Raw genomic sequence first — 26,321 nt, 5'->3', positions numbered from 1 at the left:
TTCCATACACTTTTACGATTTTTTGCTATAATGAAAGAGAATGTGGACAGTTAGGATGGTATGAATGAATATTACAAAATTACTTGAATCAATCCCTTATTATAAAACTAATCAAACAATTGATGAACTTGAAATCAACGGAGTGTCGATGGATTCGCGCTCTATTGGTTTAGGTGATGTTTTTGTATGTATTATTGGTAGTGAATCCGACGGGCACGATTTCGTGCACGCCGCGATAGACCAAGGTGCGTCTCTTATTATAGCTCAGCGAGAGTTGGATGTGGATTTTCCTGTGGTTATTGTAAATGATACGACAAAAGCGTTAGCTATGATTGCGTCAACTTTTTACAATTATCCGACGGAACAGGTTCATACCATAGGAGTTACAGGTACAAATGGCAAGACGACCATTACGTATTTGCTGGATGAAATCTTTACATTAAACAATAATACGACGGCAACGATCGGTACGATACAAATGAATATCGCAGGACAGACGTATCCAGTTAAAAATACAACACCTGATGCTTTGTCGCTGCAGCAAAGTTTTAACCAGATGTTGAACCATGGAGTAGATACAGCCATCATGGAAGTTTCTTCCCATGCACTGGACCAAGGCCGGGTGTATGGCTGTGACTTTGATGTGGCTATTTTCACAAACTTAACCCAGGATCACTTAGATTATCATGAAAGTATGGACGATTATCTTCGGGCTAAGTCCCTATTGTTTGCCCAGTTAGGAAACGGTTATAATATGGAACGGGAAAAGTTCGCAATCATTAATCAAGATTCGCCGTTTGCTCATAAATTAATTCGTTCCACCGCTCAGCCAGCATTAACATATGGTATTGATACTGAAGCGGATATTACGGCTAAACAAATTTCCCTTCATGAGAAAGGAAGTTCTTTTGTCTTATCAACTCCTAAGGGTGATATTTCTATAGAGAGTCCTTTAATGGGAATGTTTAGTGTTTATAATATGTTAGCTTCTGCTGGGGCAGCTATAGTGTCCGGGGTCGATCTCACAGTCATTCAGCAGTCTTTTAAGCATACAAAGGGCGTGCGCGGCCGTTTTGAACCTGTCCTTGAAGGTCAGCCGTTTGGTGTTGTCGTCGATTATGCTCATACGCCTGACTCATTAGAAAATGTTCTAAATACAATGCAAGAATTTTGCAAAGGTGAAATTCGTGTAGTAGTAGGCTGCGGGGGTGACCGGGACCGTACGAAACGTCCTTTAATGGCTGAGGTTGCCATGAAATATGCTGATCAAGCCATTTTTACGTCTGATAATCCGCGAACAGAAGATCCTGAGCTCATTCTTAACGATATGACGGCTCATTTAAGTGGAGATTTTGTCGTGGAGGAAAATAGAAGGAAAGCCATTGATATTGCCATTACTAACTCTGGGCAGGGAGATATGGTTTTAATTGCGGGCAAAGGACATGAAACGTATCAAGAAATTAACGGTATCCGCCATGATTTCGATGATCGCGAAGTAGCAAGGGATATATTATTGAAGGTTAAGGGGAGTCAGATGTAATGTTTAAGGTAAAGGAACTAGCTTCATATTTTCCAAACGGAAGGGGAGCGACACAAGACTCCATAATAATTCGTGAAGTCATGACAGATACTCGTGTACAAAAGAAACAAAGTCTTTTCGTTCCGCTTGTTGGTGAAAATCATGATGCTCACCGCTTTTTAATGGAAGCGATAAAAATGGGAGCAGTAGCTGCTCTTTGGCAGGAAGATCACGAATTACCTAAGGAAATTCCCACGGAGTTTCCTGTATTTTTCGTCGAGGATACTCTCCGGGCTTTACAGGAGACATCCTCGTTTTATTTGCGCAAAGTAAATCCAGTTGTCATAGGAATCACGGGCTCAAATGGAAAAACAACGACGAAAGATTTAACAGCTTCGGTATTACAAGTGAAATATCGAACACATAAAACTGCGGGGAACTTTAACAATCATGTAGGCATGCCGCTGACGATTTTATCAATGCCGTTAGATACAGAAGTAGCTGTTTTAGAAATGGGCATGAGCCAAGCAGGAGAGATTTCTTTATTATCAAAATTAGCGCAACCACGACACGTTATGATCACCAATATTGGAGAATCCCATATTGAATATTTAGGCTCTCGAGAGGGGATTGCTAAAGCAAAGCTTGAAATCCTTGATGGGTGGAAGCAGGGAAGCTTCATTTATGATGGAGATGAAAAGTTGTTAGGTGAATATCATCAGACTCCTCACGCTTTTGCATGTGGATTTCATTCTTCCTCGGATGTTGTGATCCGTGATATAACATTAGAAGAAAACCGCAGCTTGTTTACAATTGGTAAAGATCAATACGAGCTGTCGATGTCTGGCAAACACAACGTCAAAAATGCTGCATATGTAGTGACTCTTGCTAAAGAAATGGGTCTTACGGTTAAAGAAATACAAACGGGGTTAAAACATTTGCAGATGTCAGGGATGCGTTTTGAAAAGCATACAGGCTTAAATGGTGCCTTAATCATTAATGATGCTTATAATGCATCTCCTACGTCGATGAAAGCAACGATTGAAATCATTTTAGAACTAAATTCTAAGTCTAAAAAAATACTCATATTAGGCGATATGTTTGAACTCGGTGCTCACGCTGATCAACTGCATAAAGAAGTGGCAACAGCCATTACTAAAGAAATTACTGCTGTTTACACGATTGGAGAACATGCCGCTCAAATTATTGAAGGTTTGAACGAACGTAACTTAGACATCGAAACTAAGCATTTTAAAGATAAAGATTCGTTGAGTCATCACGTTCAAAAACAACTAAACTCTGATACGGTCGTTTTACTTAAGGCTTCAAGAGGTATGAAACTAGAAGTCATGTTAAATGATCTATTGGTTGAGTGAAGACGACAACGAAGGAGGAAAATTAAATGAACGACTATATTTTATTACTAACCATGGCACTATCATTCATACTCACAGTCGTTATTTCGCCAATTATTATCCCCTTTTTGAGGCGACTAAAATTTGGCCAAAGTATACGAGATGAAGGGCCGAAATCGCACCAAAAGAAATCTGGCACACCTACCATGGGCGGAGTGATGATCTTAATCTCTATTGCAATTACTACGATTGTCTCTTCTTTCTGGTTTATTTCAGAACCGAGTCAAGTACATATCTTTATTGTATTATTTGTACTGGTTGGATACGGTTTACTTGGATTTTTAGATGATTATATTAAAGTAGCTTTAAAGAGAAACCTTGGTTTAACTTCGAAGCAGAAAATGCTCGGCCAAGTCATCATTGCGATAGTAGTGTATTTCATATTACAGCAAAACGGGTTCTCTACCTATATTGAAATTCCAGGGACAGCAGTTGAATTAGAGCTTGGCTTTGGCTATGCGTTACTCATTTTAGTTATGCTCGTAGGTGGCTCTAATGCCGTAAACTTAACGGATGGACTGGATGGATTACTAGCTGGAACTGCAGCAATCGCGTTTGGTGCTTTTGGGATTCTAGCCTGGATTACAGGCGGAAATATGGAAGTCGCCGTTTTTTGTCTGGCAGTGGTTGGAGCACTTTTAGGATTTCTTGTCTTTAATGCTCATCCCGCGAAAGTATTTATGGGGGACACAGGCTCATTAGCTTTAGGGGGAGCGATTGCTGTCGTTGCTATATTGACTAAGCTTGAACTGCTGCTTGTTATTATCGGGGGAATCTTCGTGATTGAAACGCTTTCAGTCATACTTCAAGTGGCTTCATTTAAGACGACAGGAAAACGAATTTTCAAAATGAGTCCTCTGCATCATCACTACGAATTAAAAGGTTGGTCAGAATGGAGAGTAGTGACTACGTTCTGGGCCGTAGGATTTATTTTTGCTTTTCTCGGGGTATATATTGAGGTGATGTTTGGATGAAACAACTAAACAACAATGTTTTTCCTTACTCTAAGGTCTTTGTCTTAGGATTAGCGAAAAGTGGTTCAGCAGCATCCCATTTGTTATTGGACAGTGGAATCGAAGTAACAATCAATGATTTAAAGGCAGATGAAAACAGTGCGGATATTTTAGAGTTAAAAGATAAAGGCGCTTATGTCGTGACAGGAAGTCACCCCCTTCATCTTCTAGATGATATAGAAGTAGTGGTGAAAAACCCGGGTATTCCGTATGAAAACCCGTTGATCACAGAGGCAGAAAAGCGAAGTATCCCGATTATTACGGAAGTAGAACTAGCTGGCCAGCTTCATGAAGGAAATCTGATTGGTGTGACGGGGTCTAATGGAAAAACGACCACCACTACACTTATTTATGAATTCATGAAAGCAGATCAGTCGCCGGTAAAAATAGCTGGGAATATAGGTGAAGTATCATGCGAGGTGGCTCGAACGACCAGTGAAGGTGAAACGATGGTCGTTGAATTGTCTTCTTTTCAACTTCTCGGAATTGAAAAGTTTTCTCCTCATATTGCAGTGCTGCTTAACTTATTTGAGGCGCACTTGGATTATCACCATAGTTTAGAAAACTATCATGCAGCAAAAGCAAACATAGTTAAAAATCAATCGGCAGAAGATTATTTTGTTTATAACGCAGATGATCCAGCTGTGGCCGCGTATCTTAGTTCAGCCCCATCCCAGCTCATTCCTTTTTCAATTCAAAAGAAAGTGGATGGCAGCTGGAGAGATGAAGAAGCTATTTACTTTAAAGATGAAAAAATTATCGATCGAAAAGATATTGTTTTAGTAGGTGAGCACAACTTATCTAACATCTTAGCTGCTATGGCAGCTGCAAAATTAAGCGGTGTCTCCAATGAAGCTATAAGAAAAGTGCTTACTACCTTTAAAGGTGTGGAACATCGCATGGAATTTGTAACGAAGAAACACCAGATTTATTTTTACAACGACTCAAAAGCGACTAACATATTAGCAACAACAAATGCGTTGAAAGCATTTGATCAGCCGGTTGTCCTGTTAGCAGGCGGACTTGATCGTGGAAATGAATTTGATGAATTGATAGAGCCGCTGGCCAATGTAAAGGCTCTCGTCGTGTTCGGTGAAACAGCAGAGAAGATTGCAGATGCCGGGAAAAAAGCAGGTATCTCATCGATTGTTTTCACGGAGACGATGAATGAGGCAGTTGAAGCCGCTTATTCATTTGCAGAGACAGAAGAAGTCATTCTCCTTTCTCCTGCATGTGCCAGCTGGGATCAATATAAGACGTTCGAAGAAAGAGGTCATAAGTTTAAAGAAGCGGTGCATAAGCTGTAATAAGGGCTTATGTACAAGCATTTAAGCCCTGGTTTCCAAGTGGGAGGTAGGGCTTTTTTATGCGCTCAAATGAACAAAAGCCAGATGTATGGTTAATAATTTCAATCTTATGCTTGTTAGTGATAGGAATTGTTATGGTGTATAGCTCCTCAAGTATTTGGTCGGAATACAAATTTAATGATTCCTGGTTTTATGCTAAACGACAAATTCTTTTTGCATCTTTAGGACTAATAGCTATGTTTACTTTATCGAAAATTCCTTATTTTGTATGGTACAAGCACGCAAAGCTAATTGCAGCCGTATGTCTGTTGTTTCTCATTCTTGTTTTAATTCCTGGGGTTGGTATGGTGCGTGGCGGTGCAAGAAGCTGGATTGGCATTGGAATGTTCAGCATCCAGCCGTCCGAATTCATGAAATTAGGATTAATCATTTTTTTAGCGAAGTTTTTATCGATTAGACAAAAAAGAATTGTCTCTTTTCAAGAGGGCTTCCTGCCAGGTTTAGCTATTATTCTCCTTCCCTTTGCTCTCATCATGTTACAACCTGACTTAGGAACAGGAGTGGTAATGGTAGGCACATGTCTAGTTATGATGTTTGTAGCCGGTGCTCGCATTGCCCATTTTATGCTAATCGTAGCTGGCGGGGTAGCAGGGATGGTAGGACTAATTGCATCAGCGCCTTATCGAATACAGCGAATTACAGCTTTTCTTCATCCGTGGGAAGACCCTTTAGGCAGTGGATTCCAAATTATACAATCTTTATATGCAATCGGACCTGGAGGGCTATTGGGCCTCGGTTTAGGAAAAAGTATGCAGAAGTTCTTTTATTTACCTGAACCTCAAACCGACTTTATTTATTCTGTACTCGCTGAAGAACTCGGTTTTCTTGGGGGCTCTTTCGTTTTAGTCCTCTTCTTTATTCTATTGTGGAGAGGGGTTCGTGCCAGCCTGCATGCGTCTGACTTATTTGGAAGCTTACTAGGCCTGGGTATTGTCGGAATGATCTCTATTCAAGTAATGATAAACGTTAGTGTAGTAACTGGATTAATCCCAGTTACTGGTATTACTCTCCCGCTTATTAGCTATGGGGGCTCCTCTCTGACTCTTACATTAGCTGCTCTTGGCTTATTGCTGAGTGTCAGTCGATATTCGAATGAACCTTAGCCGCACTTATAAGGTGTGGTTTTTTTATGCAATTAAATGTTTCTCTCGTTTGTTAGAGTAAAGGTCTCCAGGAATTCCTATATATTAATGGATTTTATACGGCTAAGTTTTTCATCCGTCTAAATAACCGCGCTGAAAAAGTGCGGTTATTTATTTTGGTTTAATGGAACTCAAAATGTGGTAATACAATTTAGGCTGTTTACCATTCTGCGTCCATCTTTTGGCCTCGAAAAGAAACGGAATAATCCTATAAAACAATTAGATTCTCTTACATAATTAGGTGAATAGATATGATATAATGGGAGATATGTATAGAGCTGAATAAAATGCTCTATTTTTATAAAAATGGAAATGGCAGCAAGGGGAAATGCGAATCATGCCAGAGAAAAAAGTTGTTTCCATAGAGGATCGAATACCGAAGCTAAAACAAATAAGAAAGAAAAAGGCGAATCGAAGATTAACCCAATATTTATCAATTTTGTTTCTACTTATATCGATTGTTGTTTATTTACAATCACCATTAAGTCACGTGAATAAGGTGGAAATAGAGGGGAACCGATTTGTAAACGAGGATGAAGTGAAGAAGTTATCAGGGGTCACAACGTCGACAAATATTTGGCAGGTAGATCCCGCAGAAGTTGAGGATAAAGTTTCTGAACATTCTCAAGTTATGGGAGTCAATGTAAGCAGAAGTCTTCCCAGTACGATAGTGGTTGAAATTGAAGAAGCTGAGCGTATCGGCTACATACAATCAGACGGGCAATTTCAACCCATTTTAGAAAATGGTGAAAAATTAGATTCTACTGGTGAGTTACCTGGTGGAGATGCGCCAATACTAAAAGAATTTAGCGAATCAACTTATTTAGAAGAGATGTCTAAACAGTTAAAGGATTTACCTCAAAGTATTTCCAGTCTCATATCTGAAATCCATTATACGCCTAGTGATGAGAATCCGTATTTAATCACACTGTATATGAATGATGGCTTTGAAGTACAAGCTTCGATCCGGACGTTTTCTGAGAAAATTACGGCTTATCCTTCGATAGCCTCTCAAATTGAAGAAGGACAAAGAGGAATTATCCATATTGATGTAGGGGCTTACTTTGAAGCTTATCCAGGTTCAGAGGATGAAGAAGAAGCTGAAGGTGAAGAAGAAAACCAGGAAATCGATCTAGAGGCCGATGAAGAAGGAGAAGAAGTGGATGAGGAACAGGGTGGGTAAGCTGATGCTTTCTATTCTCTTACTATTATCTGGCTTCCTCATTACTTTTACTTATCATCATTTAAGTTCGTCCCCAAAGATGGTTCAATTAAATGAAAATGATGAATGGTCAGAAGAATTTAAATACCAACAGCAATTACTTGAATTAGAAAAAAGCAATAAACAATTGAGAGAAGAATTACAGCAGAAACGCGCTGAAGTCGGTGAGCTTGAAGACGAAATCGCTGATGAGAAAACAGTCAGCGATTACGTAAATAAAAAGAATAAACTGCAGTTGCTTGCAGGAGAACTTTCTGTTGAAGGTGAAGGAGTATCTGTACACTTACAAGATGCAGCCTATATACCCGAGGACGGTCATGTAAACGATTATATCGTACACGAAACGCACGTGTTTGAAGTCATTAATGAAATGCTGAGCGCGGGTGCTAAAGCAGTTTCTATAAATGGACAACGTCTATTTAGTAACAGCTACATTTCCTGTACCGGTCCCGTCATTACTGTAGATGGCGTACAGCATCCAGCGCCGTTTATTATCGAAGCAATAGGAAATCCAGATGTACTTCAGTCCAGCCTGGAACTCACAGGAGGGACTAAAGAACGACTGCAGAAAGATCGTGTGGACGTAGATATAAATGTTGGCAGAGTATTGATTGATGCGAAGTCGACTTCAGAAGGAAGAGCATCATGAAAAATAAATGGAGCTGGATAAGTGGCATAGTTTTTTTAACGGTGGGATTTCTAGTAGCTGTCCAACTGGATTCTCCACGTCATTTTGCTGAAGAAGAATATAACGGCAAAGATGTATGGGAAGTACGAGAAGGGTTAATCACTGAACAGGGAATTCAACAAGATTTGTTAGACAGCATTAAAGAGGCAGATGAAACTCTTTCTGATTATGAAGAACAAGGAGAAAGACAGCAGATCCGCACCTTGAAAAGTTCTATAAAAGAATTAGAAGAAGAGTTAGGATTGAGCGAGGCAAGCGGCTTAGGCATTATCATGACTATTTCTCCTGTTTTCTTTGAAAGCGATGATGGGGCAGATGTTTACCCGAGTTTGTCTCCATTACTACTCAGTCACTTAATTAATGAATTGAATACGTTTGGAGCTGAAGATATTGCGGTTGAAAATGAACGCTATACCCTCATTACCCCCATCCGGAATGTAAATGGCGAGACATACATGAACAACCGTCCCGTCCCTTCTTTACCTCTTGAAATTAAGGCTGTTTCTGCCGACCCAGAGGCATTGAAAAGTTATTTAGATGGCAGTCATATCATTGAAGTCCTTGCTATAGAAGATATGGACGTGGATATTCAAGTGAATGAGGAAGTAACACTGCCTCCGTATAAAGACCCGTTAAATTTAGAAGATTTAACAGAAAGCACTGAAGAAAAGGCAGGAGAATCATGATGTGGCTTCCTATAATTTTTTTAATGATTGGGTTACTGCTGGGCTTTATGACAGATGTCACTGTTCCAGATGCCTATTCTCATTATTTGGCTGTTGTTGTTTTAGCTGGATTTGATACACTTTTAGGAGGAGCAAGAGCTCACTTGAATAAACATTTTAGCAATCCAGCTTTTATTGGTGGATTTCTCTTCAATGTGGGGATTGCTTCTTGTCTCGTTTTCTTTGGAAAGCAACTGGGAGTCGAGTTGTATCTAGCAGTTGTGTTCGCGCTGGGTGTGCGGATGTTTAACAATTTAGGCCGCCTTCGTCGAATCTTGATCGACGAGCGGATAATTTCAAAAAAATGATAAGAAATTAAAGGAAATTTTACTTCATTGTGGAAATCAAATTATATACAAGTTATTCCAATAGTAGAAACGCTCGTTTACGGTGTTTATCAATTCATTTACGTTTATATTGCAAAGATTGTTTTTTTGTAGTAAAAACGATATGATTTTAAGTACTTATATGGCTTGTAACAGGAGGTGCGTCACTGGTGAATGAAAATGAAATTTTAGTAAGTTTAGATATAGGTACAAGCAGAATTAAAGTCATTATTGGTGAAATCATGAATGATTCTTTAAATATAATCGGCGTGGGTTCCGCTAAGTCAAATGGCATGAAAAAAGGTGCGATTGTAGATATCGATCAAACCGTTCAATCGATAAAGTCAGCAGTAGAACAAGCAGAGCGGATGGTCGATATGAAAATCGAACGTGTCGTTGTAGGCGTGAATGGGAATCATGTCCAATTGCAGCCTTGTCACGGAGTAGTGGCTGTCTCTGCGGAAAATAGAGAAATTGGTGACGAAGATATTGCTAGAGTCATCGATGCCGCTCAAGTCGTATCTGTACCGCCAGAACGAGAAATCGTAGATGTAATACCCGAACAATTTATCGTAGACGGACAAGATGAAATTACAGATCCCCGGGGAATGATCGGGGTGCGCTTGGAAATGGAAGGTATGATTATTACTTGCGCCAGGACAGTGTTACATAACACGTTAAAATGTGTTGAAAGAGCAGGATTGGAAGTACTTGATGTATGCCTGCAGCCGCTAGCGGCCGGGACTGTTTCACTTTCTAATGATGAAACAAATCTTGGTGTTGCACTAGTAGATGTTGGTGGAGGGTCTACTACGGTATCCATTTTTGAAGAGGGATATCTTAAAGGGACAAGTCTTCTTCCATATGGCGGAGATAATATAACGAAAGACCTATCTATAGGTTTGAGAACATCAACCGAAGAAGCAGAGAACATTAAATTGGAATATGGCCATGCCTTTTTTGATGATGCGAGTGAAGAGGAAACATTTTCTGTCACAATTATCGGAAGTAATCGTCAACAATCGTTCAATCAACTGCAAATCTCTGATATGATTGAGGCAAGGCTTGAAGAAATTTTTGTGTTTGCGGCTAAAGAATTACAAAGTATGGGAGTGCAGGATTTGCCAGGAGGATTTGTATTGACTGGTGGAGCCATGAATATGCCTGGTGTACTAGAATTAGCACAGGATGTTTTCCATTCTAACGTAAGATTAGCCATTCCAGACTATTTAGGTGTACGCGAACCACAGTACACGAGTGGTGTCGGAATATTGCAATTTGCTTACCGTAATGCGAAAATACAAGGAAAAGAATTATTCCCAGCAGTATCGACTCAGTATGATCAGCCTGCTCCTCAGAAGCAGAAGCGGGTTTCTAAACAACAAACAAAAGAACAGAATAGTAAGCCGAAGGAGAAAAAAGAATCGGGCTTTTCTAATTTATTGAAGTATTTCTTTGATTAAAAATGAAACGCTTTATAAACGAACAGTCGATTATGAATCTTGTAATCTTGTAGAAATAGGAGGAACGGATGATGTTAGATTTTGATACGAGTATGGATCAGTTAGCAACAATTAAAGTAATAGGTGTCGGTGGCGGCGGTAGTAACGCCGTTAATCGAATGATAGAGCATGGCGTTCAAGGTGTGGAATTTATTGCTGTAAACACGGATGCTCAAGCGTTAAATTTGTCAAAAGCAGAAGTGAAAATGCAGATTGGCGGCAAACTAACCCGCGGATTAGGTGCAGGTGCTAACCCGGAAGTCGGCCGGAAAGCTGCCGAAGAAAGTAAAGAACAGATTGAAGAAGCTTTGCAAGGTGCCGATATGGTTTTCGTAACGGCAGGAATGGGCGGCGGTACAGGTACCGGTGCGGCTCCTGTAATTGCTAATGTAGCCAAGGAACTTGGTGCACTAACAGTCGGGGTTGTTACACGACCATTTACCTTTGAAGGTAGAAAGAGAGCTACCCAAGCTGCAACAGGGACTGACAGCTTAAAAGGCAGTGTAGATACTTTAATTGTCATTCCGAATGACCGACTGCTTGAAATTGTTGATAAAAATACTCCAATGCTCGAAGCATTCCGTGAAGCGGATAATGTACTTCGTCAAGGTGTACAAGGTATTTCTGACCTTATTGCTGTACCTGGCCTTATTAACGTTGACTTTGCAGACGTTAAAACCATTATGGTTGACAAAGGGTCTGCTCTTATGGGAATCGGGATTGCTACAGGCGAGAGCCGTGCAGCTGAAGCGGCAAAGAAAGCTATTTCATCTCCATTGCTTGAGACATCAATTGATGGTGCACATGGCGTCTTAATGAATATTAGCGGCGGAACAAACTTAAGTCTATATGAAGTTCAAGAAGCTGCCGATATAGTAACGTCAGCAGCAGATCAAGAAGTAAATGTGATCTTCGGTTCTGTGATCAATGAAAACTTAAAAGATGAAATTGTTGTAACAGTGATTGCAACAGGATTCGATGAAGCACAGTTAGCGCAAGGTAAGCAGAAACCTCGTCAAAATACTGTGAATCCAATGAAACAGAATCACGTGGAACGTCCTCGTGAAGAACAGCCACAGCCAACCACTAGAGAACAGCCGGCACAGCCTAAGCCAAACGCTGGGAATGAAGAAGATACGTTAGATATTCCAACATTCCTTAGAAACCGCAATCGCCGCCGCTAAATGATCGAATGGTTAGTAAAGATCCTTTCCTTACAGGGAGTGATCTTTCAGCTTGTAGAAAAACCCTGTGTTTTTCTACAAGCTTTTTTTATTTCCGCCAGCCCAGACCATCCCCGTTCCGTGGACGAATGCTAGAACCTTCTTGTAAACACTACACTTCAGATCTCAAATTGCCCGTTATAAGCAGACGTGTCTTTGGCTCTAGGTTATAGCTGGAAAAACACTCTCCTCCAACTGGCTCACCCTGCTTAATGTTAGAAAACGAGCAACAAATAAAGCTTTCGAGAACTTACTGCATGTATAAACGACGATTATTAACATAGTACAAACTGATTTCAATAGAATCGTTCGGACTATTTTGTGCTTTATCTAGTTTTGGAACGTACTCTATTTTAATTAAAAATAAGTAGACAACTTCTAACAAAAATAGCTTAGTATTGGATCACGTTCTGACAGACTTTTCAAAGGACGAGATTTATAATTTTCTATAAATACAAATGAGGGGTGGGGAAGAATTTATCTCGATGCTGTTTGGACTCTTAATTTGTTGATGGATGGGATGATTCTCTTTTTAACCCAAGGTTTAACACGCGCGAAAACGTCACGTATACGAATTCTGACTGCTGCACTTGTTGCATCTTCCATCGTTCCTGTCACTGTTCTTATGCCGAACTCCTGGCTGGTAACATTACCTGGCAAGTTCTTCTTTTCTGTGATGATCATCCTTGTTGCATTTTCGTTTGTTTCTATCCGTTCAGCTTTCATTCAATGGCTTACTTTTTATTTTGTCACTTTTGCAATTGGCGGTACGCTCGTAGGTGTACACTTTTTCTTAAACAATCAAGTTCAGATTAATCACGGGGAGATTATTACCTTCTCCACGGGATTCGGCGACCCATTTAGCTGGCTGTTTGTTTCTCTTGGCTTTCCGGCTTCTTGGTACTTTACTAAATGGAGAATGGAACATGTGCAAGCTCATCGGTTAAAAACGGAAGATTTATATCGTGTGAAAGTAGATTTTCACCAACAGTCGATGGTGTGTACAGGCCTAGTCGATAGTGGCAATCATTTAATTGATCCTATAAGCAAGAAAATGGTTTTCTTAGCTGACTTCCATGTTTGGAAACATTTTTTAAATGAAGAGCAATTAAAAAAGTTAACGGGAGATCAACAGTTAGAAGGAATCGAGCAGTTATCCGAACCTTTTCAATCATCGGTGCGGCTCATTCCTTACCAAGGTGCAGGAACGGGCAGTCAATTGATGGTGACCTTTGTTGTTGATTCCATCACGGTCTATACACCTCAAGGGGATCTTGTCGTTAAAAAACCATTACTCGGCGTACAAGAACATGATTTAACAGAAGATCAAATGTATCAGATTCTCATTCACCCGCAGGCTGCGGTTAAAGGTATTTCTGCTTAGTAAAGGGGGAAAATGACGAAGTGAAACTTTCATTTAAGTTAAAGTATTGGTTGTACAAATTAGCAATAAAACTGGGGATTAAACAAAAAGAAATCTATTACATCGGGGGCAGCGAAGCTCTTCCGCCTCCATTGAGCCGCGAAGAGGAAAGAGATTTATTAGAACGTCTTCCTAAAGGAGATAAAGCCGCGCGTGCCATGCTCATTGAAAGAAACTTGCGATTAGTCGTGTACATTGCGCGGAAGTTTGAAAACACGGGGCTTAACATAGAGGATTTAATTAGTATTGGTACGATAGGATTAATAAAAGCTGTAAATACATTTGACCCGGAGAAAAAAATCAAGCTTGCTACTTATGCTTCAAGGTGTATTGAAAATGAAATTCTGATGCATTTAAGAAAGAGTAATAAATTAAAAACAGAAGTATCTTTTGATGAACCGTTGAATGTGGACTGGGATGGCAATGAGCTTTTATTGTCCGATATATTAGGAACAGAAGAAGATTTAATTACGAAAGGCATTGAGAAAAAAGTAGACAAAAAACTACTGAAATCAGCACTTGAACAATTAAATGACCGTGAAAAAGAAATTATGGAGCTGCGCTTTGGCTTAATTGGCAAGAAAGAGAAAACTCAAAAAGATGTAGCTGATATGCTTGGGATTTCACAGTCTTATATATCAAGGTTAGAGAAAAAAATAATCCGGCGGCTTCAGCGAGAATTTGATAAAATGGTGTAAGATTAAATAAAATAACAATGCATAAATTTCCCTTCCAAGGAGATACTGAAAATGGAAATCAGCTTCTTGGGAGGGTCTTACTTTTGACACGACATAAAGTAGAAATATGCGGTGTAGATACATCAAAGCTTCCTGTACTTAAAAATAAAGAAATGAGGGCCCTGTTTGAGCGTTTACAATCTGGTGATACCGAAGCTAGAGAAATCTTAGTAAACGGGAATCTGCGGCTGGTTCTCTCTGTCATCCAGCGATTTAATAATCGCGGGGAATATGGCGATGATTTGTTTCAAGTTGGATGCATAGGGCTTATGAAATCAATAGATAATTTTGATCTTAGTCACAATGTTAAATTTTCGACCTATGCCGTACCAATGATTATAGGTGAGATTAGACGTTATTTACGTGACAACAATCCAATCCGGGTGTCTAGATCTTTAAGAGACACCGCGTACAAAGCACTACAAATGCGTGAAAAAATGATTAGTGAAACATCTAAAGATCCTGCTCCTCATGAAATAGCGGAGAAGATGGGAATACCTCATGAAGACGTCGTATTTGCTATGGATGCTATTCAAGATCCTGTGTCCTTGTTTGAACCGATCTATAATGATGGCGGCGATCCCATTTATGTAGTTGATCAATTAAAGGATGATCGAGAAAAAGATTCAAACTGGCTGGATGAACTCTCTTTAAGAGAGGGAATGAAAAAGCTCAATGATCGTGAAAAAATGATTTTAACGAAACGCTTTTTTCAAGGGAAAACGCAAATGGAAGTAGCTGAGGAAATAGGAATTTCGCAAGCTCAAGTATCCAGGCTTGAGAAAGCAGCGATTAAAGAAATGAATTCATCCATGTTTCAATAATATGTTAAAACCCTGCTGAACATTCAGCAGGGTTTTTAGCTTGTAAAGAAATCTTAGTTCAAAAGGTACCAGGTACCGAAAGGCTGTAAAAGAGCAAAGTTTTCGGTACCTGGTACCCGGTGCGCAAGAGCAAACTGAGGCTGTGCCTTTGGAAAGCGCAGTATTTTTGACGAAGGGAGGGTGCATTTTATTTTATTCTTCATTGATTTTTGTCCCAACCTGATTTTTTATTTCCTTACTTGATAAGAAATGGTTGTTAGTCTTGTGCATATACTTTAGAAGGAGGGATTAAAATGAAAATTTCCGAACTGCAGATTAAAGATGTTATAGCCATGGAAACAGGGGAAAGACTGGGATATATTACTGATTTAGATATAGACAGCCAGAGAGGTCAGTTAAAGGGATTAGTCTTAACATTAAAAGGAAAAGCGATGGGACTTTTTGGAAAAGATGAAGAAATGGTCATTCCTTGGAATCAAATTGTAAACATCGGAGCAGACGTTATTCTAGTGAAAAAGACGGGATATAGCTCCCGCATGAAGGACCAAAAGTTCGAATCACAGGATAATGATAGGAATAAGAGTGAATAATGTGGTAAAATGAAGGGAAATTGAGGTGGTAGCATGACCGAACCCTTCCAGTTTAAAACATTAAAGCAATTGACGTGCTTTAATGGGTTTGATGTAGTGGCAGGTATAACCAGCAGGAAAGACGGGTACAGTGAAGTTCCGTTCCAGTCTTTGAATATGGGACTTCACGTATCAGATCAATCACATAAAGTTATTCAAAATAGAAAAGCGCTGGGGGAAGAATTAAGTATTCCTCTTGCTCAATGGGTAATGGGAGAACAAGTTCATGGCACAGAAATAAAAGTGGTTGCTGAGGCTGACAAAGGTAAGGGAGCGTTCCAACATAAAGATTCGCTCAAAGGAATAGACGGTATCATTACGAACCAGAAAGATATTCTGCTTACAGCCTTTTATGCAGACTGCGTTCCTTTACTATTTTTAGATCCTAAGAGCGCATGGATTGGCGTTGCCCATGCCGGTTGGAAAGGGACCGTGCAGGAAATGGTTCGCCATATGACTGAACGGTTAGAAGAACAAGGCACAGAGCGTTCCGACATAAGACTTGTAATTGGACCCTGCATATCTCAATCTCACTATGAAGTGGATGGTCGAGTCACCTCACGTATTGGGGAAGGTTATAAAAAGCAAGTTCTTAAGAAAAATAATGAAAACAAGTTTAACCTTGACTTAAAAGAGTTAAACAGACAAATAGCGATAAATGCTGGAATCTTAAACAATAACATTGAAGTCTCTAATTACTGTACTTATGAAGAAGAACAACTATTTTTCTCCCACCGACGTGACCATGGGCGGACAGGACGAATGCTTGCCTATATTGGTCTAAAAGGTTAAGTTAGGAGGTTACATATGACCGTAGCAGAGAACCTGGTAAAAATGAAGCAAATGATTGAACAATCGTGCAGGGATTGTAAACGAAACCCTGACGATATTAAAATTATCGCTGTGACAAAGTACGTTTCCATTGAACGAACAAAAGAGGCGTTACAGGCAGGGATTACTGATCTAGGTGAAAATCGAAAAGAAGAATTTTTAAAAAAATATGAGTCCATCGGTGATCAAGCGACCTGGCATTTCATCGGGTCTTTACAATCCCGTAAAGTGAAGGACGTCATCCATCAAGTGGACTACATTCATTCGTTAGACAGAAAGTCACTGGCGAAAGAAATACAAAAGCGGGCAGAACGTACGGTTCCATGTTTTGTACAGGTAAATGTAAGTGGAGAAGAATCGAAACAAGGACTAGCCCCAGATGACGTAGAGGATTTCGTTGAATCCTTAAAAGCTTATGATAAGATTCAGGTCGTTGGGCTGATGACCATGGCTCCCCATGTGAATCATGAAGAAGAACTACGAGCTGTGTTTAGAAAGTTACGAGCTCTCCGTGATATTATTCGGGATAAAAATCAACCTCATGCTCCATGTGAAGGTCTTTCTATGGGGATGAGCAATGATTATCCTATGGCAATTGAAGAAGGAGCAACTCATATTAGAGTGGGGTCCAGTCTCGTAGGCTAACTAAATAAATTGAGGTGAAACTAATTGAGTATGAAAAATAAACTTAAATCGTTTTTTACGCTTGAAGATGAATATGAATACGAATATGTAGACGAAGAAGCTTACGAAGAAAAAAAAGAAGAGCCTAAAGCTGCTCCGCAAAGAACCAAGCAGCCATCAGAGCATCAGAATATCGTAAGCTTACAAAGTGCAAAGAACTCATCAAAAATGGTATTAAGTGAACCGAAAAATTATAATGAAGCTCAAGAAATTGCTGACCAGCTTGTTAACCGAAAAGCTGTAGTTATTAATTTACAGCGTGTCGATCATCATCAGGCTAAAAGAATTGTGGATTTTTTAAGCGGGACAGTTTATGCTATAGGTGGTGACATTCAAAAGCTAGGTTCTCAAACGTTTCTCTGTACTCCAGAAAACGTTGAGATTTCAGGTTCTATATCTGAAATGCTTATGAGTGAAGATGATGATATAAATAGAAGGTGGTAACTGATGGGGTTTTTGTTTGAAATTTTATTCACGGCGTTAAATATTTACAGCTGGATTCTAATCATTTATATTTTGCTATCTTGGTTCCCGGGCGCAAGAGAGTCTAGTTTTGGAGAAATACTGGCGAAACTGGCAGAACCGTTTCTTGAACCGTTTAGAAAGATTATTCCTCCACTTGGTATGATCGATATCTCTCCAATCGTTGCTATTCTCGTATTGCGGTTTGCTGCTTCAGGCTTGCAGGAACTATATTATATGATTGTTTCATTATAAGAACGGGGAACAGATTAGATGCCTACAAAGCTTCTTATCTGTTCTTTTTTAATTTAGAGGTGAATAAATGGAGATTTATCAACATTTTAGAGAAGAAGAACGACCATTTATCGATCAAGTGCTCTCTTTACAAGGTAATGTGGAGATGCGCTATCAAAGAAAAGAAACTGATTTTCTTGATCCACGGGAGCAGTACATTTTTTCCAGCCTGATGGGCTCTCATCCTAATCTGCAGTGGGCTTTATTTGGAGGGGGACATCAAGCGGAAAGGAAGCGGGCTATTGTAGCTCCTGAGTATGAGTCCATTGAGAGCCTTGATTTTTCCGTATCCCTGCTCCAAACCCAATATCACGATAAGTTTATACATTTAGAACACCGGGACGTACTTGGCTCCTTTATGTCGTTAGGAATTAAAAGAGAAAAGCTGGGAGACTTAGTTGTACAGAATGGGTTGGTTCAAATTATAGTGGCTCAGGAAGTAAGTGACTATATCAAGATGAATTTTACGAGTATTAAGAAAGCAAACGTTCAATTTGAAGAAAAATCATTAGATGAATTAATACAGAGTACAGAAGAATGGAAAACGAGCGATTCGACAGTATCTTCGTTACGTCTGGATGTTCTTTTGAAGGAAATTTATGGGGTATCTAGAAAAAAAGCTTCGATGTTTATTGAGGCTGGTCATGTGAAAGTGAATTTTAGAACCGTTGAGAACCCTTCTTATTCTTTAGAGGCGGGTGACTTGCTATCTGTCCGTGGAAAAGGCAGAAGCCGCTTAATAAACGTACATGGAACAACAAAGAAAGAAAAATTTAAAGTGACGGTAGCGAAGTTAAATTAATTCCTTATCGATAGCAGGAAAATTAATGAACATGTCGAAACTAGTAATAATAAAGCATGAGATTTTCTTAGGAGGTGGCCGGTGTGGCATTAACACCATTGGATATTCATAACAAAGAATTTACACGCGGATTTAGAGGGTACGATGAAGACGAGGTAAATGAGTTTCTCGATCAAGTCATTAAAGACTACGAAATTGTCATTCGTAAGAAAAAAGAACTCGAACGCGAGGTAGAACAGTTAAATGAGCGTGTTGGTCACTTTAATAACATCGAAACTACTTTAAATAAATCTATCTTGGTCGCTCAAGAAACCGCAGAAGATGTGAAAACAAACGCTGCAAAAGAAGCTAAGCTTATCGTTAAAGAAGCGGAAAAGAATGCAGACCGCATCATCAATGAGGCTTTATCCACCTCTCGCCGCCTATCCGTAGAAGTGGAAGAGATGAAGAAGCAGGCAAAGGTTTTTAAGATGAGACTTCGTATGCTGGTTGAAGCTCAAGTGGATATGATCGACAATGATGATTGGGATCAGCTGCTTGATACTCAATTTCCACACGCTGAGCCTGCACAACCAGAAAATGAAGGAGAGCAGGAAGAAACGGATAAAGAGTACGCTGAGAAATAAAACTTGACGAATTGGCTTAAATTACATATAATTCATTAACACATATGAATATTTGTACGCGTAGATAGGGAAAGTACTCAACGATCTTAGCAGCAAGAAGCGATTCGGCGACGGTGAAAGGCCGAAGCAGGACTTTGCAGGAAAATCCCCCTGGAGCAGCTATGTTGAAATTAAAGTAAATGTAGCCGAGTCATTCACGATACGAATAGGAAGAGTACATCGGCTTATGGCTGGTGGATTAGGGTGGTAACGCGAGACCTTCTCGTCCCTTTTTAGGGATGGGGAGGTCTTTTTTGTATAGAAGTATTAAAGGAGGATATATGAATGAATTATAAAGATACGTTATTAATGCCGAAAACAGGCTTCCCAATGCGTGGTAACTTACCAAACCGCGAACCGGAAATGCAAAAAGCGTGGGAAGAGCAAGATATTTACAAGCAAGTACAAGAGAGGACAAAAGGACGCCCTCTTTTTGTTCTTCATGATGGACCTCCGTATGCGAATGGAAGTCTTCATATGGGGCATGCGTTAAACAAAACGTTAAAAGATTTCATCGTTCGATATAAGTCTATGGCAGGCTATCATGCGCCTTATGTACCTGGATGGGATACACATGGTCTTCCGATTGAGTCAGCTCTTGCTAAGAAAAAAGTAGATCGTAAAAAGATGTCTTTAGCTGAATTTCGTGAAAAGTGTGCAGAGTATGCCTTGGGTCAAATTGATAATCAGCGCCAGGAGTTTAAACGAATGGGCGTCCGTGGAGATTGGGAACATCCCTACATCACCCTAAATAAAGATTTCGAAGCTGAGCAAATTAAGGTGTTTGGCGACATGGCGAAAAAAGGTTATATTTACAAAGGCCTTAAGCCGGTTTTCTGGTCTCCTTCTTCGGAGTCAGCATTAGCTGAAGCGGAAATTGAATATCAGGATAAGCGTTCTCCATCCATCTATGTCAGCTTTGAAGTAACTGATGGAAATGATTTACTAGAAGGCGGAGAGAAATTTATCATTTGGACGACAACTCCATGGACTATTCCCTCCAATCTGGCCATTGCTTTGCATCCTGCATACGACTATGCAGTGGTGCAAGTGGACCAGGAAAAGTTTGTTGTGGCTCACGATTTACTAGAAAATGTAGCTGCAACCATTGGGTGGGAAAACTATGAAGTCGTTCAATTATTTAAAGGAAAAGAAGCTGAACATATTAAAGCGAAGCATCCTCTTTATGACCGTGAATCTCTAGTAGTCCTTGGTGATCACGTTACAACAGATGGCGGCACAGGTTGTGTTCATACCGCACCAGGGCACGGGGAAGATGACTTCTGGGTAGGTCAACAATATGGGCTGGGCGTCCTTTGTCCAGTCGATCACAAAGGAGTATTCACGGAAGAAGCTCCTGGTTATGAAGGGTTATTCTATGATAAGGCGAACAAAACGATTTCCGATCACCTTAAAGAGGCTGGAGCTTTGCTTCACTTAGAGTTTATTACTCACTCTTATCCACATGATTGGAGAACGAAAAAGCCGACGATCTTCCGCGCAACTGACCAATGGTTTGCATCGATTAAAGATTTTCGTGAGCAGCTGCTTGATGAAATTAATCGTGTAGAATGGACACCGAAATGGGGCGAAACGCGTCTTTACAACATGGTACGGGACCGTCAGGATTGGTGTATCTCACGGCAGCGAACGTGGGGCGTTCCAATTCCGGTCTTCTACGGTGAGGATGGAACGCCGATCATTACTGATGAAACGATTGATCACGTAGCCGGTTTATTCAGAGAGCATGGTTCAAATGTATGGTTTGAGAGAGAAGCAAAAGATTTGCTCCCGAGTGGCTTTACTTCCGAGCACAGTCCAAATGGCACGTTCACAAAAGAACTGGATATCATGGATGTTTGGTTCGATTCAGGTTCTACACACCAAGCTGTGCTCCATCAAAGAGAGGAATTACAGCGGCCTGCCGATCTTTATTTAGAAGGTTCCGACCAATATCGCGGTTGGTTTAACTCTTCCTTATCTACATCTGTAGCTGTAACAGGGAAAGCCCCGTTTAAAGGAATTTTAAGCCATGGTTTTGCATTAGATGGTAATGGGCGTAAGATGAGTAAATCATTAGGCAATGTGATGGTGCCCGATAAAATTATGAAGCAGCTCGGAGCTGACATTATCAGACTGTGGGTATCCTCTGCAGACTATCAAGCTGATGTACGTATTTCGGATGATATTCTTAAGCAGGTAGCTGAAGTATATCGTAAGGTGCGTAATACGTTCCGTTTCTTATTAGGAAATCTTCATGACTTTGATCCAGAAAAAGATCGTGTAGCCGCCGAAGATTTGCAAGAAGTCGATCAATATATGCTGCACCGTCTGAATCAATTAATTAAAGATGTGCACCAGGCTTATGAGACGTACGAATTTTCCACCGTATATAATAAGGTTCACAATTTCTGTACGATTGACTTAAGCTCATTCTATCTTGATTTCGCTAAAGATATTTTGTATATCGAGGCAGAAGATCACCCGCACCGTCGAAGTATACAAACGGTTTATTATCAAATTCTGACTTCTTTAGTGAAGTTAATGTCTCCGATTCTTCCACACACGACGGATGAAGCATGGAAGTTTATTCCGGGAACATCTGAACACAGTGTGCAGTTAACGGATATGCCGACAGCGGATGATCCCGTGAATCAGGAGTTAGTAGAAAAATGGGATCACTTCATGGAAGTAAGAGATGATGTTCTTAAAGCTCTTGAAGAAGCAAGAAATGAGAAAGTTATTGGAAAATCTTTAGATGCACAAATTGCGATTGTGCCAAAAGATGAAAAAACGAAAAATATATTAACGTCGATTTCAGGATTGCACCAACTTTTAATTGTATCAGAGGCCCAGTTGAAAGATGAGGCGGCTGAAGCGAAAGAATATGATTATGTGAAAGTAGCTGTTGAAAAGCACACGGGTGAAAAGTGTGAGCGCTGCTGGGTTTCTTCCCATGATGTGGGCAAAGACTCCAATCACCCTGAACTTTGTGAACGCTGTGCTGCAGTAATTGAAAAGCATTATGTGTCTTAAGAATATAGCGCCGCCAAATTGGCGGTGCTTTTTCTTTTAAGAAGCGGGTTTTCTTTGAATATGATACAATAGCTAAGGAAAATAATACTTGGAGGAGCCATTATGTTTATTTACTATCTATTTGCCGCTGCCATTATTATAATTGATCAACTAACAAAATGGATGGTGGTTCAACAGATGGAGCTGCGAGAATCCATCCCTGTTATTGAGAACTTTTTTTACATAACCTCACACCGAAATACTGGAGCGGCCTGGGGCATTCTTCAGGGGCAAATGTGGTTTTTTTACATCATTACGATTATTGTGATTGGTGTTATTATTTATTATATGAAGCAGTACGCAAAGGTCAGCAGGTTTGTAGGAACAGCCCTGGCTTTAATATTAGCTGGTGCTATTGGAAACTTTATTGATCGAGTATTTCGAAAAGAGGTTGTAGATTTTTTTGACGTTTATCTTGGATCTTATAATTACCCGATATTTAATGTAGCCGATTCAGCACTGGTTGTCGGTGTGATTTTTGTTATGATCGCTACTTTTGTTGATGAACGTAAAAAGAAAGGAAGTACAGCAAAGTGAACGAACATTATACAGTGTCTGAAGCAGAGCAGGCGAAACGAATAGATAAACTTTTATCGGATGTAATTGAAGATGCATCTCGATCGCAAATTCAATTGTGGTTAAAGGAAGAGCATGTCCACGTTAATGGAGATGTGGTAAAAAGTAATTATAAAGTTCAAGAAGGCGATAAAATCAGCTGGACAATTCCGGAAGTAAAGCCTCTTGAATTAAAGGCTGAGGATATAAACCTTGATGTCATTTTCGAAGATTCGGATGTCATTGTCGTCAATAAACCGTCTGGTATGGTGGTTCATCCTGCTGCTGGACACGAGGAGGGTACGCTCGTTAATGCGCTTCTTTATCATTGTAATGACCTCTCAGGCATTAATGGGGTAGAAAGACCTGGTATCGTCCATCGAATCGATAAAGATACAAGCGGCCTGCTCATGGTGGCTAAGAATGACAGAGCTCATGAGTCTCTTGTACAGCAATTGGTAGACAAGACTGTAGAACGTAAATATGTTGCTGTGGTGCACGGAACCATTGCTCATGAATATGGAACGATTGACGCTCCTATTGGCAGGGACCCTAAAGACCGCCAGCGGATGGCAGTCGTGGATAATGGACGTGATGCGGTGACACACTTTCAAGTACTTGAACATTTTAAAGATTATTCTTACGTAGAATGTAAACTTGAAACAGGAAGGACACACCAAATACGCGTGCATATGAGATATATTAATCATCCGTTAGCGGGTGATCCGAAATATGGACCAAGAAAAACACTTGAATTAGACGGTCAAGCTCTTCATGCTAAAACCCTCGGTTTTACACATCCTGCCTCAGGAGAGTGGAAGTCATTTGAGGTTGATCCTCCTGAGGAGTTTACACAAACACTAGAATATTTACGAAACAAAAGTTGACAAAATTCCTGGATTTTGTGATAATCCTATATAAGAATTGAAGTCCTTTAACAACAGTCCCGTGAGGCTGAAAAGGTAGCGGAAGCACCAGTAGTGTGCCAGATAGCCCTTTTCTGCCTTTTTGCGGAAAAGGGCTTTTTGTATGGAGGGCTGGCAAATGGAGAAAAAAGCAACGGTATTAGATGAGGCCGCGATTCGACGGGCGCTTACTAGAGTCTCACATGAGATTATAGAGAAAAATAAAGGTGTGAAGGATCTAGTCCTCGTTGGTATAAAAACCAGAGGCGTACCGATTGCCGACCGTTTGAAAGAGAAAATTGAGAGCATTGAAGGACAAAGCATCGAAGGCGGAGAACTCGACATCACCCTCTACCGAGATGATTTGGAAAATAAAAGTCATGAAAATGATCCTGATGTAAAGGAAGCGCATATATCAACTGATATCACTCACAAAAAAGTAATTTTAGTAGATGATGTGTTGTACACGGGTCGCACGGTGCGTGCCGCAATGGATGCGCTGATGGACCTCGGACGGCCATCTCAAATTCAATTAGCTGTCCTCGTGGACCGCGGCCATCGAGAGCTGCCGATTACCGCTAATTATGTAGGGAAGAACATTCCAACTTCTCAAAATGAAGTTGTTACAGTCGAGCTTTCTGAAACGGATGCTAGAGATGAAGTCATCATTTATGAAAAATAAATAGTCACCTTTAATAAAGTCCAGAGAGGCTTAAAAGGTCGGAAGTAACATACGTATCCAGAGATACGTATACCTCTTTGCGAACTTTTGAGCAAAGAGGTTTTTTTTATGATCAAAAGGAGGATATCACCATGAAATCAGTAGAAGCAGCAGTAGGCATTCGAGAAATTCCGAAAGCTCATAAATGGCTCGCCTTAAGTTTTCAACATTTATTCGCCATGTTCGGCGCGACAATATTAGTACCTTTTCTCACCGGTTTACCGCCGGCCGTAGCACTTGTATCAAGTGGTTTTGGTACACTTGCTTACTTATTAATTACGCGGGGAAGAGTACCTGCTTATTTAGGATCAAGCTTCGCATTTATTTATCCGATCATGGAAGTCTCGAGTTCTCACGGTGTAGCCGGAGCTATGGTAGGAAGTTTCTTAGCTGGACTCGTTTACGGAGCTGTTTCCCTTCTCATTACGATTTTTGGAATGGGGTGGATCATGAAGCTGCTTCCTCCTGTCGTCGTAGGTCCTGTCATTATCGTAATCGGTCTTGGGCTGGCTTCTACGGCTATAGACATGGCCATGTATGAAGCCGGTGACGGCGAAGTATACAGCGCTACTCACTTTACTGTCGCGTTAGTGACTCTGGGTATTACCATTTTAGCGACCGTCTTCTTTAGAGGATTTTTAAGCTTACTGCCAATATTAATAGGAATTGTCGGCGGATATGCTTTTGCTCTAACACAAGGAATCGTCGATACAAGTGAAATTACAGCAGAGTGGGCCGGTATTACGAGTGCTGGCTCAGCAGGAGGATTTTTACAAGCGATCTTCCAAATGCCGGAATTTCTCATTCCTTTTAAAGATTTTTCACCTGCCTCTGTATTCAGCTGGCAAATCGTATTCTTAATGGTGCCATTCGCGCTTGTTACAATTACAGAACACATTGGGGACCAGATGGTGTTATCCAAAGTTGTAGGACGTAACTTCTTAAAAAATCCTGGACTTAACCGATCTATTTTAGGAGATGGTGTAGCTACAACAATTGCTTCATTTTTAGGGGGACCGCCGAATACCACATATGGTGAAAACATCGGGGTACTTGCCATTACTCGAGTATACAGCATCTTCGTCATTGGAGGCGCGGCCGTGTTTGCCATATTCTTCGGCTTCATTGGGATGAGTACAGCTGTGATTGGTTCTATTCCTCCAGCGGTTATGGGAGGCGTATCGATCCTTCTCTTCGGTACGATTGCTTCAAGCGGTTTGCGGATGTTAATTGATAACCAAATCGATTTTGGAGAGAAAAGAAACCTTATTATATCTTCTGTCATCCTTGTATTAGGTGTAGGTGGAGCATTTATCGAAATTCGTGAAGGTCTCGCCATTCAAGGCATGGCACTTGCAGCGATTATCGGTGTACTTTTGAACCTAGTGCTGCCAGGTAAAGAAAAAAGCCTGGGTAACGGGTATATGTTTGAAGAACCTGAAGTAGAAGAAAATGAAAAATCAACAGGAGCAGCTTAACCTAAACCAGACGCATTTTAATAAAGTCCCGTGAGGCTTTAAAGGGTGTACTTGGGCTTAGCTTATTCGTGACGTCTTACGAATGAAGCACCCC

General features: G+C 40.4%; 26 protein-coding genes and 1 other annotated feature. All 26 genes read left to right on the top strand.

Annotated elements, in window-relative coordinates; genetic code table 11:
• Positions 1–64: 64 nt before the first annotated feature.
• The 26 genes from ACGTNH_RS11750 to ACGTNH_RS11625 all read left to right on the top strand — a co-directional run bounded on the left by ACGTNH_RS11750 (position 65) and on the right by ACGTNH_RS11625 (position 26,227).
• Positions 65–1,540, top strand: coding sequence for a UDP-N-acetylmuramoyl-L-alanyl-D-glutamate--2,6-diaminopimelate ligase (locus tag ACGTNH_RS11750; protein WP_394587028.1), 1,476 nt, complete (start codon positions 65–67; stop codon positions 1,538–1,540).
• Positions 1,540–2,895, top strand: a complete 1,356-nt coding sequence (locus ACGTNH_RS11745; RefSeq protein ID WP_394587027.1) for a UDP-N-acetylmuramoyl-tripeptide--D-alanyl-D-alanine ligase — start codon at positions 1,540–1,542, stop codon at positions 2,893–2,895. Before ACGTNH_RS11750 ends, ACGTNH_RS11745 begins: the two co-directional genes overlap by 1 nt.
• Before the next feature lie 26 nt (positions 2,896–2,921).
• Positions 2,922–3,908, top strand: a complete 987-nt coding sequence (gene mraY, locus ACGTNH_RS11740) for a phospho-N-acetylmuramoyl-pentapeptide-transferase (RefSeq protein ID WP_394587026.1) — start codon at positions 2,922–2,924, stop codon at positions 3,906–3,908.
• Positions 3,905–5,254, top strand: coding sequence for a UDP-N-acetylmuramoyl-L-alanine--D-glutamate ligase (gene murD, locus ACGTNH_RS11735; protein WP_394587025.1), 1,350 nt, complete (start codon positions 3,905–3,907; stop codon positions 5,252–5,254). Before mraY ends, murD begins: the two co-directional genes overlap by 4 nt.
• A 59-nt stretch (positions 5,255–5,313) precedes the next feature.
• The gene (spoVE, locus tag ACGTNH_RS11730) at positions 5,314–6,417 is read left to right on the top strand and encodes a stage V sporulation protein E (protein WP_394587024.1); all 1,104 of its coding nucleotides are present in this window, start codon (positions 5,314–5,316) and stop codon (positions 6,415–6,417) included.
• A 376-nt stretch (positions 6,418–6,793) separates the two neighbouring features.
• Positions 6,794–7,639, top strand: coding sequence for a cell division protein FtsQ/DivIB (locus ACGTNH_RS11725; protein WP_394587023.1), 846 nt, complete (start codon positions 6,794–6,796; stop codon positions 7,637–7,639).
• A complete protein-coding gene (locus tag ACGTNH_RS11720; protein ID WP_394587021.1) occupies positions 7,620–8,327 on the top strand; it encodes a DUF881 domain-containing protein in 708 nt (235 codons plus the stop codon). Before ACGTNH_RS11725 ends, ACGTNH_RS11720 begins: the two co-directional genes overlap by 20 nt.
• Positions 8,324–9,052, top strand: a complete 729-nt coding sequence (locus tag ACGTNH_RS11715; protein ID WP_394587020.1) for a DUF881 domain-containing protein — start codon at positions 8,324–8,326, stop codon at positions 9,050–9,052. Before ACGTNH_RS11720 ends, ACGTNH_RS11715 begins: the two co-directional genes overlap by 4 nt.
• Positions 9,052–9,399: a small basic family protein gene (locus ACGTNH_RS11710; RefSeq protein ID WP_394587018.1), complete on the top strand. Its 348-nt coding sequence runs from the start codon at positions 9,052–9,054 to the stop codon at positions 9,397–9,399. The genes ACGTNH_RS11715 and ACGTNH_RS11710 overlap by 1 nt, the downstream gene beginning before the upstream one ends.
• A gap of 188 nt (positions 9,400–9,587) precedes the next feature.
• A complete protein-coding gene (gene ftsA / locus ACGTNH_RS11705; RefSeq protein WP_394587017.1) occupies positions 9,588–10,880 on the top strand; it encodes a cell division protein FtsA in 1,293 nt (430 codons plus the stop codon).
• A 71-nt stretch (positions 10,881–10,951) separates the two neighbouring features.
• Complete coding sequence (ftsZ, locus tag ACGTNH_RS11700) at positions 10,952–12,103, top strand: cell division protein FtsZ (protein WP_394587015.1); 1,152 nt, start codon at positions 10,952–10,954, stop codon at positions 12,101–12,103.
• Between the two features lie 487 nt (positions 12,104–12,590).
• Positions 12,591–13,526 carry a sigma-E processing peptidase SpoIIGA gene (gene spoIIGA / locus ACGTNH_RS11695; RefSeq protein WP_394587694.1) on the top strand — a complete coding sequence of 312 codons (936 nt, stop codon included), beginning with the start codon at positions 12,591–12,593 and terminating at the stop codon, positions 13,524–13,526.
• A gap of 20 nt (positions 13,527–13,546) precedes the next feature.
• Entirely contained in the window at positions 13,547–14,263 is a 717-nt protein-coding gene (gene sigE / locus ACGTNH_RS11690) for an RNA polymerase sporulation sigma factor SigE (RefSeq protein ID WP_188376154.1), read from the top strand.
• 83 nt (positions 14,264–14,346) lie between these two features.
• The gene (gene sigG / locus ACGTNH_RS11685) at positions 14,347–15,126 is read left to right on the top strand and encodes an RNA polymerase sporulation sigma factor SigG (protein WP_394587014.1); all 780 of its coding nucleotides are present in this window, start codon (positions 14,347–14,349) and stop codon (positions 15,124–15,126) included.
• A 293-nt stretch (positions 15,127–15,419) separates the two neighbouring features.
• Positions 15,420–15,716, top strand: coding sequence for a YlmC/YmxH family sporulation protein (locus ACGTNH_RS11680; protein WP_394587012.1), 297 nt, complete (start codon positions 15,420–15,422; stop codon positions 15,714–15,716).
• Between the two features lie 33 nt (positions 15,717–15,749).
• Positions 15,750–16,547 (top strand): peptidoglycan editing factor PgeF, encoded by a 798-nt coding sequence (gene pgeF / locus ACGTNH_RS11675; RefSeq protein ID WP_394587011.1) that lies wholly within the window; start codon positions 15,750–15,752, stop codon positions 16,545–16,547.
• A 15-nt stretch (positions 16,548–16,562) separates the two neighbouring features.
• On the top strand, positions 16,563–17,231 hold the full coding sequence (locus tag ACGTNH_RS11670) for a YggS family pyridoxal phosphate-dependent enzyme (RefSeq protein ID WP_394587008.1): 669 nt from the start codon (positions 16,563–16,565) through the stop codon (positions 17,229–17,231).
• Between the two features lie 24 nt (positions 17,232–17,255).
• On the top strand, positions 17,256–17,714 hold the full coding sequence (locus ACGTNH_RS11665) for a cell division protein SepF (protein WP_444875032.1): 459 nt from the start codon (positions 17,256–17,258) through the stop codon (positions 17,712–17,714).
• Positions 17,715–17,717: 3 nt separating this feature from the next.
• Complete coding sequence (locus ACGTNH_RS11660; RefSeq protein WP_394587006.1) at positions 17,718–17,987, top strand: YggT family protein; 270 nt, start codon at positions 17,718–17,720, stop codon at positions 17,985–17,987.
• Between the two features lie 67 nt (positions 17,988–18,054).
• Positions 18,055–18,828, top strand: coding sequence for a YlmH family RNA-binding protein (locus ACGTNH_RS11655; protein ID WP_394587005.1), 774 nt, complete (start codon positions 18,055–18,057; stop codon positions 18,826–18,828).
• An 83-nt stretch (positions 18,829–18,911) separates the two neighbouring features.
• Entirely contained in the window at positions 18,912–19,454 is a 543-nt protein-coding gene (locus ACGTNH_RS11650; protein ID WP_394587003.1) for a DivIVA domain-containing protein, read from the top strand.
• A gap of 52 nt (positions 19,455–19,506) precedes the next feature.
• Positions 19,507–19,727: a binding site (T-box leader), on the top strand.
• 51 nt (positions 19,728–19,778) lie between these two features.
• Positions 19,779–22,529 (top strand): isoleucine--tRNA ligase, encoded by a 2,751-nt coding sequence (gene ileS, locus ACGTNH_RS11645; RefSeq protein ID WP_394587001.1) that lies wholly within the window; start codon positions 19,779–19,781, stop codon positions 22,527–22,529.
• Positions 22,530–22,631: 102 nt separating this feature from the next.
• On the top strand, positions 22,632–23,105 hold the full coding sequence (gene lspA / locus ACGTNH_RS11640; protein ID WP_394586999.1) for a signal peptidase II: 474 nt from the start codon (positions 22,632–22,634) through the stop codon (positions 23,103–23,105).
• Complete coding sequence (locus tag ACGTNH_RS11635; protein WP_394586997.1) at positions 23,102–24,010, top strand: RluA family pseudouridine synthase; 909 nt, start codon at positions 23,102–23,104, stop codon at positions 24,008–24,010. The genes lspA and ACGTNH_RS11635 overlap by 4 nt, the downstream gene beginning before the upstream one ends.
• Before the next feature lie 157 nt (positions 24,011–24,167).
• Positions 24,168–24,710 (top strand): bifunctional pyr operon transcriptional regulator/uracil phosphoribosyltransferase PyrR, encoded by a 543-nt coding sequence (gene pyrR / locus ACGTNH_RS11630; RefSeq protein ID WP_394586996.1) that lies wholly within the window; start codon positions 24,168–24,170, stop codon positions 24,708–24,710.
• Positions 24,711–24,841: 131 nt separating this feature from the next.
• A complete protein-coding gene (locus ACGTNH_RS11625; protein ID WP_394586995.1) occupies positions 24,842–26,227 on the top strand; it encodes a solute carrier family 23 protein in 1,386 nt (461 codons plus the stop codon).
• Positions 26,228–26,321: the final 94 nt, after the last annotated feature.

The sequence above is a fragment of the Halobacillus sp. B23F22_1 genome, from assembly GCF_043497005.1.
In the GTDB taxonomy this organism is placed as follows: Bacteria; Bacillota; Bacilli; order Bacillales; family Halobacillaceae; genus Halobacillus_A.
Note: the sequence above shows the minus strand (reverse complement) of the source record. Positions and strands in the feature narration are given on the sequence as shown.

Excerpts from the sequence above, each read along its gene's own strand:
- ACGTNH_RS11750 (WP_394587028.1), top strand. The coding sequence starts at position 65 with ATGAATATTACAAAATTACTTGAATCAATCCCTTATTATAAAACTAAT.
- ACGTNH_RS11745 (WP_394587027.1), top strand. The coding sequence starts at position 1,540 with ATGTTTAAGGTAAAGGAACTAGCTTCATATTTTCCAAACGGAAGGGGA.
- mraY (WP_394587026.1), top strand. The coding sequence starts at position 2,922 with ATGAACGACTATATTTTATTACTAACCATGGCACTATCATTCATACTC.
- murD (WP_394587025.1), top strand. The coding sequence starts at position 3,905 with ATGAAACAACTAAACAACAATGTTTTTCCTTACTCTAAGGTCTTTGTC.
- spoVE (WP_394587024.1), top strand. The coding sequence starts at position 5,314 with ATGCGCTCAAATGAACAAAAGCCAGATGTATGGTTAATAATTTCAATC.
- ACGTNH_RS11725 (WP_394587023.1), top strand. The coding sequence starts at position 6,794 with ATGCCAGAGAAAAAAGTTGTTTCCATAGAGGATCGAATACCGAAGCTA.
- ACGTNH_RS11720 (WP_394587021.1), top strand. The coding sequence starts at position 7,620 with ATGAGGAACAGGGTGGGTAAGCTGATGCTTTCTATTCTCTTACTATTA.
- ACGTNH_RS11715 (WP_394587020.1), top strand. The coding sequence starts at position 8,324 with ATGAAAAATAAATGGAGCTGGATAAGTGGCATAGTTTTTTTAACGGTG.
- ACGTNH_RS11710 (WP_394587018.1), top strand. The coding sequence starts at position 9,052 with ATGTGGCTTCCTATAATTTTTTTAATGATTGGGTTACTGCTGGGCTTT.
- ftsZ (WP_394587015.1), top strand. The coding sequence starts at position 10,952 with ATGTTAGATTTTGATACGAGTATGGATCAGTTAGCAACAATTAAAGTA.
- ACGTNH_RS11680 (WP_394587012.1), top strand. The coding sequence starts at position 15,420 with ATGAAAATTTCCGAACTGCAGATTAAAGATGTTATAGCCATGGAAACA.
- pgeF (WP_394587011.1), top strand. The coding sequence starts at position 15,750 with ATGACCGAACCCTTCCAGTTTAAAACATTAAAGCAATTGACGTGCTTT.
- ACGTNH_RS11670 (WP_394587008.1), top strand. The coding sequence starts at position 16,563 with ATGACCGTAGCAGAGAACCTGGTAAAAATGAAGCAAATGATTGAACAA.
- ACGTNH_RS11660 (WP_394587006.1), top strand. The coding sequence starts at position 17,718 with ATGGGGTTTTTGTTTGAAATTTTATTCACGGCGTTAAATATTTACAGC.
- ACGTNH_RS11655 (WP_394587005.1), top strand. The coding sequence starts at position 18,055 with ATGGAGATTTATCAACATTTTAGAGAAGAAGAACGACCATTTATCGAT.
- ileS (WP_394587001.1), top strand. The coding sequence starts at position 19,779 with ATGAATTATAAAGATACGTTATTAATGCCGAAAACAGGCTTCCCAATG.
- lspA (WP_394586999.1), top strand. The coding sequence starts at position 22,632 with ATGTTTATTTACTATCTATTTGCCGCTGCCATTATTATAATTGATCAA.
- pyrR (WP_394586996.1), top strand. The coding sequence starts at position 24,168 with ATGGAGAAAAAAGCAACGGTATTAGATGAGGCCGCGATTCGACGGGCG.
- ACGTNH_RS11625 (WP_394586995.1), top strand. The coding sequence starts at position 24,842 with ATGAAATCAGTAGAAGCAGCAGTAGGCATTCGAGAAATTCCGAAAGCT.